This is a genomic window from Catenulispora pinisilvae (assembly GCF_015356865.1).
GTDB classification, from domain to species: Bacteria; Actinomycetota; Actinomycetes; order Streptomycetales; family Catenulisporaceae; genus Catenulispora; species Catenulispora pinisilvae.
This window is the reverse complement of record NZ_JAAFZA010000101.1, coordinates 26,085-35,173: the sequence shown is the minus strand read 5'-3', so window position 1 is coordinate 35,173 and position 9,089 is coordinate 26,085. Positions and strand designations below refer to the sequence as shown.

Below are 9,089 nucleotides of genomic sequence, written 5' to 3'. Positions count from 1 at the left end.
CACCCACCCCGACCTGCCCCGCAAAGCGGATTGCGGATCTCCCCCCAGGATGCGCTAACCTAGTCACGCACCGCCGGACGGAGCCGCCGCAAACGGCACCCCGAGCGGGCGAGAACGATCCTGCATAGCTCAATTGGCAGAGCAGCCGGCTGTTAACCGGCAGGTTATAGGTTCGAGTCCTATTGCAGGAGCGCACGACGAACGTCTCCGCTCACGTGGGAAACCCACGCGATCCGGAGACGTTTGCCGTCACTAGGGGGAGTCGATCACAGGGGAGGGTTGATCCGCCACACCGCCGGGCAGATGCCCACCAGCGTCGTGAGCGGCGAGGCACTTCAGACTTGGGGCGTTAGCTCAGCTGGTTAGAGCAGGGGACTCATAATCTACTGGATCGCGGACTTTTGTCTCACCGGCCGACCTTAAGTAGGTCACACCAGTGCGCCGTGACCTGGCATTTTATTGTTTTGGCCGCTGCATGGTCTAGACAACCTGATGGATCGTTGATCTTTTGGTCCAGGTTTGGTCCAGGGAGCGTTCGCGGTTGGCCCCATCAAAGTAGCCGTTTCGAGAGGTGACGCATACCGCTGCGATCCTCACCTACGTACGATCCAGCGGATTTCTTGCTCCAACCAGCGGATTTTTGGGCTCGGGCGAATTTGGTCCAGGGCGTGGTCCAGGGCGAATGCATCCGAGTGGTTCCTGACCTGCTGCTTAGTGGCTGTCCGAACAACTTCGAGGAGCATCCCGGTTAGAGGCCCATCCCGCCTATGGTTACCAGCCAAGCGCCACGAACGGCTACACGGCCACGCCAAAGCGGCTTGTGATCCGATCGACCGCACCGCTGTGGGTTGCGGCGCGGACTGCTGCGGGCGGCCCACGTTGAACGTGGGCCGCCCGCAGCGGTGATGCCCGTGGGGCATCAGTTGAGACTCATCACCAATGTCGTCAGAGATGCTCTCGAATATGGCCGGATTCGTCGTAGCCGAAGACGGTGCTGGATTTGAACTGCGCAGGTAGGTAGGTCGCGATGTTGTCGATGATCTCGATGCGGAAACCTCGGGTGATCCCGAGCGTCCACGTGTCTGGTTGGTTGTAGGCAAACCCTGCGGGCTCAGCCATAGGCACCGGGTGTCTCTGGCCTGGGGCGCGACGATGACGTCGCAACACGATGAACGGGCAAAGGCGAATCGCCGCGCGCATGCATTCGGGATGGCCGGGCGGGTCGAGGTATCGGCGTTGAGAGTGACTCGCCGGACCGCCGACGAACGCGATCCAGTACCCCATGGGCTCCCCGCACAAGGAGCACCGGCGTTCACTGGCTAGGGCCAATGCAGTCGGCCCATTAACCGTAGTGAAGTCGACGATCTGGTCTCCATCGCGGTCATGGACACTGACCGGCGGAATTGGCAGACGGCGGCGCTCGTCCCACGGGCGTGCCGCAAGGGTGTCGGGGATCTGCAGGTCGGGAGGCATTGCAGGTCTGCCTGCCATAGGGGCTCCGTTCGTCAAGACGTCCTGCGTCAGCTCCGGCACGACGTACGTGGCCGGTGCGGCATCGACAAAGGCGCAGGTCGGGGATGTCGATGGACGTCAATGGACGCTCGAACATGCGAATTGATCAAGTCGTCGGCCTCGCGGCGTCCGGTCAGCCTTGAAGGACCGGGTCCGTTCGGCGCTGAAGCGCGGTACCTGGTTGACGCTGTCCTGTCTTGCCGCGTAGCCTCGGAACACAACGTCATACTCGGTACTCACGGCAGCGACCCACCGCATGGGGGACGCAGCCAGACAGGGAACCTAATGATGATCGCCATTGAGGCTCAGTCTGCCGTCCGCGCGCTTTACACCAAGTGCGCAGCTACTCCGCAGGACTACTGGCAGCAGCGGTGCGAACGCGCGCTCGACGAGTGCCTCCGCAACCCGCTTCGCGCCACCCCCTGGATGCACCAGGTCCGCAACGCACTCGCGAACGCCAAGAAGGTGCTCGACCAGCGCGACGAGATCATTCAGGCCGTCCCCTTCGACGACGTCGCCGACACCTACGCCCCCACCTTCACCGATGCGTTCGCAGCGATCGACATAATGCTCTGGTTGGAGCGCACCAACGGCATCACCGCTCCCGAGCGCGCCATCCTCCAAGACCTCGCCGCCGGCGAGGACGCCGAGAGCCTTGCAGACCGAGCCAACGTGCCGGTTACGAGCATGCGCCAGAAGATAAGCCGCGCCCGTTCCTCCGCGCGCAGGGCCTGGACCACCGACATGGCCGTCTAGAAGCGTGCCCGCATCTCGAACTACCGAAGCAAGGAAGCCGACCATGAACGAGCCGCTGTTCCAGAGTCCATCTGCAGGCGTGGAGAAGGCCAAGCAGGCCAAGGCGTCGGGGCGCACCGATCTGATAAGGATCGGACACGCCTTCGAGAGCTGGCGGGACGCCGGGTTCGACCTCACCGCTGCCGCCGGCGAGCCGATCGACAACTCAATCGAAGCAGGAGCCACCATCGTTCATGTCGTGACTCAGCGCGCCAAGGGCAACAAGGCGGTCGAGACCATCGCCTTCGCTGACAACGGCAAGGGAATCGCACCCGACAACTTGGCCCACGTTCTCCAAATGGGCTACAGCACGCGCTACGGCGAGCGCCGGGGTCTCGGGCGGTTCGGCGTCGGCCTCAAGCTGGCCACGCTCAGCGTCGCACGCCGGCTTGAAGTCATCACCCGCCCAGCGGGGTCCGACAAGTACTTCAGCGCCTACCTAGACCTCGATGAGGTCCGGGAAGGAACCCAGACGTTCATCGAAGCCGTCGAAGTCGACGGCTGGCCCGATGACCTCAAGCACCTCATGGGCGACCAGGGACGAGGAAAGTCGGACGGCAAGCCGTTCGGCTCCGGCACCCTAGTAGTGTGGCGAAAGGTCGATCGCATCGTAAGCGGTGGCCCGTTCGGGACGGCTCTTGACGAGCGCGACGCCGACCTTCGCAAGTTCATCGCAAGGGCCTACCGCAAGTTCCTCGACAAGGGACTGCAGATCACGCTCAACGACGCGCTGGTGACACCGCACGACCCGCTGTTCCTGATGGACAATCCGCGAGTCATTGCCCGCTACGGTGATGTTCGCGGGCGTATCGTCGACGAGGACAAGCTGATCGTTGAGGGCCACCCAGTGCGGATCATCGTCACGTTGGTGCCCGAGCCGTTCCGGCCCCGCGAGGGAGCTGGCGGTAACGTCGACGCCGACGAGAAGGACATCAAGGACCTGCAGATCAACCAGCAGAACGAGGGGCGGATCTCCTTCCTGCGCAACGGGCGGGAGATCTACTACGACATCATCCCGCGGTTCCTGCCCGAAGGCGTCAACCGCGGCGACCGGTACATCGGCATCGAGGTGTCCTTCCCCGCGGAACTCGACGAGTTCTTCCAGGTCCGCCACGTTAAGCGGGGCGCCGAGCCGGTCGACAAGCTCCGGAAGCAACTTCGCGACTGGCTCAACCGCCCGGTCAAGAACGCGCGCAAGGAGATCCGTGACTACTGGGGTGTCGTCAAGAACGCTCAAAGGCAGACCAGCCTCCCGCACAGCGAAGCCCTTGCCGCCTCCAGGATCGTCGAGCTCACTTCCCCGGAGGGGAAGGCAGGCGCCGGCAAGACACCTGCGGAGATCGAGCAGGAAGTCACTCAGATCATCGAGGACGTCCTCGGGGAAGAGGTGGTGGAAGCCGAGCCCGAGCGCGTCCAAGAGCTGCGGCGCACCATCGATGAGGGCCGGCTGTCGCTGCTCGACGGCAATTGGCAGGGCAGCGACCTGTTCGAGATCAGACACCTCAATGGCAAGGCGGTCGTGGTGCTTAACTACCGCCATCCGTTCATGCGGACCTTCTACGAGCCCGTGGCGGACATCGCCAATAATCTCAAGCCAGCACCTGACGACGCTGGCGGCGTCATCGATCTCGCCCGTCGGATTGAGTCAGCCTTCGACTTCCTGATCTTGTCCTACGCCAAGGCCGAGAACCTGCATCCTGATCCGGAGATCTACAGCGACCTGAAGACCCACTGGGCCATGAACCTCAAGAACCTCGTCCTGCAGTGGCAGTCCGGGAAGGACTGACACATCGACGCTAAGAACCGGCGAGCAACTCGCATCGATGCGCCGCAGGTCGGCGGTCCACATGATGTGACGGTTCCAGGGGATAGACAGTCGTCGTGCGCACCGCCGGGTAGTAGTGAATCGGACGACTCATCATCGGAGGGATGTTCTTGCGTGCTGGATAAGATCATTGATTTGGCCGGAGAGGTCTACGGCCTGGAGGTCTATGACCGGGGCGGAAGGCTCGACGTGGCGTGTCCTTGCTCGCCACTGGCGCTCATTTTCGAGCGGACTGCTGGCGGGGACATGTTCGTGGCTCTGCGATGCCGCGCACAATCCGAGTTCAACGGTGACCGGACTGACCTGCACGACGCGTACTCGTGGCTTGCCGCGGCCTTTCTGAGGCAGAGCGGTGTTGCCTCCAGCTCGCTCATTGACATCGACCATCCTGCGAGCAGGATCGCGGGCGAGCTCGACGGCAGGTACCTGGTCCCCGCACAGTCCAAGGGACCTCTGCTCTCGCCCGACGACGTTGGGCTGGGCATCGCACAGGAGCTGTTGACGAACCTGGCGCATCTTGAGGAGCGTGCGCACTTCACGGTCCCGTTCTGGCATCCAGACGTCGAGAACGACCGCTACTACGACTCTGTTGACCCAGAGGTCAAAGAGTGGAGCCAAGGCATCGCCCAGGTTCTCGGGAGCCGGAGCTCTGTGGACGATATCTCCACGTTCCGTTCGGGTGTCGGCTGGTACTACTACCGCACTGCGGACGGCACGATTGCAGTCATCGAATCCGACGACTTCGTGGACCTGATCGAGACGTTCAAGGTTGACCCCGAAGAGGAGATTGCCGGAATCAACGGGTTTCTGTACACCGGGAACGGCATCGACAACTTCGTCTCGCACGAAGCCCTCGCGCTTGCTGCGCAGGTACTCGACGAAGCGCGCCTGTCCACCACGAGCGCGCCCGCCACTGCTGCGTCGGTGATTCCCCTGGAGGACGGGCGTCATCATCGCCGGGATCTATCGCGCGGTCCTGATTCGTCTGGAGACCGGCTCGACCGGCTTCGCTCGCGAGCGCTCCCTTGTGTTGGAACGCAATCGCATTGAGCAGGAGCGGCTGTTTCCCCCGAGCGGCTTCAGCTGGGCCGCGACAATTGACGGCGGTAGGTTCGAGCGGCTGATCTACGACCTTCTTGAATGCGAGCCCGGCGTCCTCGAAGTTCGCGGTGTCGGCGCTGCCCGAGAAGGAGACGACGGCCGAGACCTGATCGTCCGATGGGTCACCCCGCCGATGCCCGCCGAAGTGACCGTCCAAGGCAGTTCTCCGATGAGGGAGCGGACGATCATCGTCCAGTGCAAGGCCCGCGCCAGGAGCGTCGGCAGGTCGGACTTGGGCAGCGGGGTCCTGGACACCATCTACAAGTACGAGGCGGATGGATACTTTCTCGCCACGTCGAGCCAGCCGGCGGTTTCCACGCTTGACCTCCTTGAGGTGATCAAACGGCGCGGCGACTACTTCACGGGCTGGTGGAGCAGGGCAGAGTTGGAGCTGCGCCTTCGACGTAATCCCCAGGTACTCAAGCGGTTCGACGACATCGTTCAAGTCCTCCCGTAGGCATGGCTGGCTAATCGTCCGCAGCCCGGACGCGGGAAGTAGTGGGCCGAGAAGCTAGGCGGCCCAGGACCGTGCCCGAAACACCCCGACGATCACGCAGCCGCCGATACCCTGGCCCCAGGACCAACTTCAGGGCGGGGTGATGGAAGCCTGGAATTCCGATCGGCGCTTGACGGCCATCGCCCGTAGTCAGCTCTCGGTGCCGGCCCGCCAGTGCCTTATCGATGGCCATCTCCGCCCAACGGACCGGATCCTCGACTACGGCTGCGGTCGCGGTGGTGATGTGCGCTCGCTGGGCCATCTGCGTCTCGACGCACACGGCTGGGACCCGTTCTATGAGCCGAACCCGGAAGCGCTCCGTCCGTCGGACATGGTGATGCTCACGTACGTCCTCAACGTCATTGAGGATGTGGAAGAGCGCCGTCGCACCCTGGAAAACGCGTGGTCTCTGACAACAAGAGTGCTCGTCGTATCAACCCGCTTGACGTGGGAACGCAACAAAGTCAAAGGGTCGGCCCTATCTGATGGGGTTGTCACCAGCCGCAACACGTTTCAGCACCTGTTCGGTACCGGCGAGCTGCGCAACTTGGTCGATGCAACCCTTGGCGTCCGCAGTGTTCCCGCCGCCCCCGGCATCGTCTACGCCTTTCGTAACGACCACGACCGGATCGCCCTCCTTGCCCGTCGGATCGTTCCGGACACCGCCTGGCTCGATTCCCAAGACACCGCCAGCGCACTGGCGGCTATTGTCGAATGGTTCGAGCAACGCGGTCGTCTCCCGCACCTCGAAGAGATCCCAGGAGACCTCGCAGTCCACGTCGCGCACCTTCGCCCTAACGAACTTCGCAGACTCGCGCAAAACGCCGCTGGTCCAGAGAGGGTCGGCGCGGCGTCCCGCCGCAGTACGCTTAACACCCTGCTTCTGCTCGGTGTCGAGTTGTTCAACGGTCGCGGCCCGTTCAGTAGCATGCCGCTCGCCGTCCAGATGGATGTCCGCGCCTTCTTCGCCTCCTACAAGGAGGCCTGCCGCCGGGCGGACCGGCTGCTGTTGAAGCTGCGCGATGACGCCTACGTACGCGGTGCTATGCGTGGCTCGACGGTCGGTAAGCTCACCCCCACTGCCCTCTATGTTCATCGCCGCGCAGCGGACCTTCTACCCGTCGTGCTGCGGCTCTATGAACACTGCGCGTCCATCGCCGCGGGCCGGCCAGCGGAGTGGGACCTGGTCAAACTCCACCACCAGGGCAGGGCTGTCAGCTACCTGCGATACCCCGAGTTCGATGTCGACCCGCATCCACGCCTCTCGTGGTCATACGTCGTCGATCTAACAACGCTCGAGGCGTCCTACACCTCATATGACGGTCGTGCCAACCGGCCGCTGTTGCACCGCAAGCACGAGTTCCTGGATCCTGCGGACCCGGCCTGCGGACTTTATCGGCGCCTGACCGGGGCCGAGATCAAAGCGGGGCTCTATGACCAGCCTCATCTCATCGGCACGGAGCACGGCTGGGAAGCGGAACTGGTGCGCTGTGACCGTGAGTTACGCGGACACCGCTTGGTTCGGCGCACCAGTGGTGCTGGCAACAGCGCAGGAACCGTTGACCCGGCTAGCTAGCGGGGCCAGGTCGCTACCGCCAGTTTGGCGAGGTGCTCCTGCCTTTTCTCGACCTCTGCGGACGTCCACGAAGGCGTGGCACCTACCTGCTTGGTGAGCGCCAATTCGGACTGCTGGAGGATCGGCGCTTTGGCCGCGAACGGCTTGTTGCCGATCTTGCCGTTCTTCCCCTGTGACAGCAGAACCATGTTACCCAAGCGGTAGGTCCATTCGCGGCGCTCGTCGTCCGTGCCGAAGTCCGGCCAGTCTGCTGCGGTCGACTTCTGCGGCAGGACGTGCTCGAGGTTCACCTTGGCGCCGTCGTCGTTGGGGATGAGTTCCGGCTCAGGGGTGCCCATAAAGGTACGTTCGAGTGCATTGAGATAGTAACGGGCGGTCGCAGCCTTGTTGACTGAGGCGATCGCGAAGGCGGCCTGGAATTGACTGTCGGTGGGGATCACTGTGGCAAGCGCGGCGCGTACCTGGTCAACGGTCTTGATTGAGCCGTCCCTGATGCCGACTGCAGCCTCGCAGTACTTCTCCTCTGTGGATCCCGAGTTGATGGTTTCGGTCACCATGCCCCGTACTGACCAGCTCACCAGTGCCGTAAGCAGCTTGCGGAGCTCCTTAGGCTCGAAGTGCACCATCGCGGCGAGCAGGAGAGGACGGTTGGGGGCCAGGTTTAGCAGGGCGAGGGCCCGGAGGTCGGCCGAGCCGCTCGCGCCGCACCCGGACCAGAATTCGTGCGTCGGAGTCCCGATCGCCGCATAGTAGTTTGCAGCCGTCGACAAATCCTCCGCGAACGCCCGCGCCTTGGTACCCGAATCGATGTCGCCCCTGATCGACGAGTACAGGTAGCGCACCGAAGTGAGTCCGTGCTTCGAGCTCCAGAAGTGGCGGAGAAAGGCGGTGAACTTAGCGTCCGCCGCCGTCAGCTCCAGCGCGCCGAGGCTGAGCATCCAACGGTCTCGGACGAAGTCGAGGTTGCTGCTGCCTGCCCGACCGTAGAGGAAGTTCTTCAGCAGGTCGGCGGTGGTGAGGTCGGCGCCACGGTTGTTGAGCGTCTCGAAGATGACGTAGGCGTCAGCCTCCGTGGGGACCTCGATGACCGCTATCCGAACGCGACTTTTCAGGAAATCGGCCCATGCCAGGAGCCGCTCCACTGACTCCTGGCCAGCGGCCGTGGACAGCTCCTTGACCTTGACACCAAGGAAGTCGAACGACCGCCTGATCGGTGCCTTCTGCGAGCCTGCGGGCGGCTCCATTCCCGATGCGATATCGCGAAACAAGCCATCGTCCTCGGGATTGAGGACGAGCCGCGGAATCTTGCCTTCGGAGTGCAGAGTCTCCCTGGCTAGGTAGTCCCGCTCGATGACCTCGGCCTTGTTGCTCTTGAGCGCGGCCAGCTCGTCACGAAGTGCCGCAATCAACAGTGACGTCGTGACAAGGCGCTGCTGCCCGTCGATGATCGTCTTGCGGACCTTCACCCCTTCGGTAGTGATAACCACCGTGCCGATGAAGTACTCGCCTCCCCGTTTGAAGGCACGCGTCAGGTCTTCCCAGTAGGCGACGACCTCTTCCTCGGGTTTCCAGCGGTATGACCGCTGATACATCGGAACGCCCAACTCCTGCATCTCAATGAGCTCGGCGACTCCAAGAAGAGTGAACTTGATGGCGGTCGTGGACGACTCAGGGTGATGAGATGGCGACATCCTCCAAGCCTACCTGCCGTCGAGTCGTGATCACCGTCCGTACCTGGAGTTGCCGCGCTCCCGTCGCGCCGGCCAGGCAGTCCGCCGACGCGT

Annotated in this window: 7 protein-coding genes and 1 tRNA gene; 6 read left to right on the top strand and 2 right to left on the bottom strand. The window is 63.2% G+C overall.

The genetic code is table 11. From position 1 onward, the window contains the following. Nucleotides 1-118: 118 nt before the first annotated feature. Nucleotides 119-191, top strand: a tRNA-Asn gene (locus IZR01_RS25830). A 754-nt stretch (nt 192-945) separates the two neighbouring features. Here IZR01_RS25830 and IZR01_RS25825 read toward each other — a convergent pair. Further along, complete coding sequence (locus IZR01_RS25825; protein WP_194897788.1) at nt 946-1,284, bottom strand: hypothetical protein; 339 nt, start codon at nt 1,282-1,284, stop codon at nt 946-948. Nucleotides 1,285-1,797: 513 nt separating this feature from the next. Between IZR01_RS25825 and IZR01_RS25820 the strand changes: the two genes are divergently transcribed. The 5 genes from IZR01_RS25820 to IZR01_RS25800 all read left to right on the top strand — a co-directional run bounded on the left by IZR01_RS25820 (nt 1,798) and on the right by IZR01_RS25800 (nt 7,305). Then, nucleotides 1,798-2,268, top strand: coding sequence for a hypothetical protein (locus IZR01_RS25820; RefSeq protein ID WP_194897789.1), 471 nt, complete (start codon nt 1,798-1,800; stop codon nt 2,266-2,268). Between the two features lie 43 nt (nt 2,269-2,311). Further along, nucleotides 2,312-4,093 (top strand): ATP-binding protein, encoded by a 1,782-nt coding sequence (locus tag IZR01_RS25815; RefSeq protein ID WP_194897790.1) that lies wholly within the window; start codon nt 2,312-2,314, stop codon nt 4,091-4,093. A gap of 153 nt (nt 4,094-4,246) precedes the next feature. Continuing rightward, nucleotides 4,247-5,182 (top strand): hypothetical protein, encoded by a 936-nt coding sequence (locus IZR01_RS25810; RefSeq protein ID WP_194897791.1) that lies wholly within the window; start codon nt 4,247-4,249, stop codon nt 5,180-5,182. Continuing rightward, nucleotides 5,163-5,690, top strand: a complete 528-nt coding sequence (locus tag IZR01_RS25805; RefSeq protein WP_194925342.1) for a PDDEXK family nuclease — start codon at nt 5,163-5,165, stop codon at nt 5,688-5,690. Before IZR01_RS25810 ends, IZR01_RS25805 begins: the two co-directional genes overlap by 20 nt. 142 nt (nt 5,691-5,832) lie before the next feature. Next, nucleotides 5,833-7,305 carry a DNA phosphorothioation-associated putative methyltransferase gene (locus tag IZR01_RS25800; protein WP_194897793.1) on the top strand — a complete coding sequence of 491 codons (1,473 nt, stop codon included), beginning with the start codon at nt 5,833-5,835 and terminating at the stop codon, nt 7,303-7,305. Here the strand turns inward: IZR01_RS25800 and IZR01_RS25795 are convergent. Continuing rightward, nucleotides 7,302-8,996, bottom strand: coding sequence for a DUF262 domain-containing protein (locus IZR01_RS25795; RefSeq protein WP_194897794.1), 1,695 nt, complete (start codon nt 8,994-8,996; stop codon nt 7,302-7,304). The two genes, IZR01_RS25800 and IZR01_RS25795, sit on opposite strands and share 4 nt — an antisense overlap. Nucleotides 8,997-9,089 lie beyond the last annotated feature (93 nt).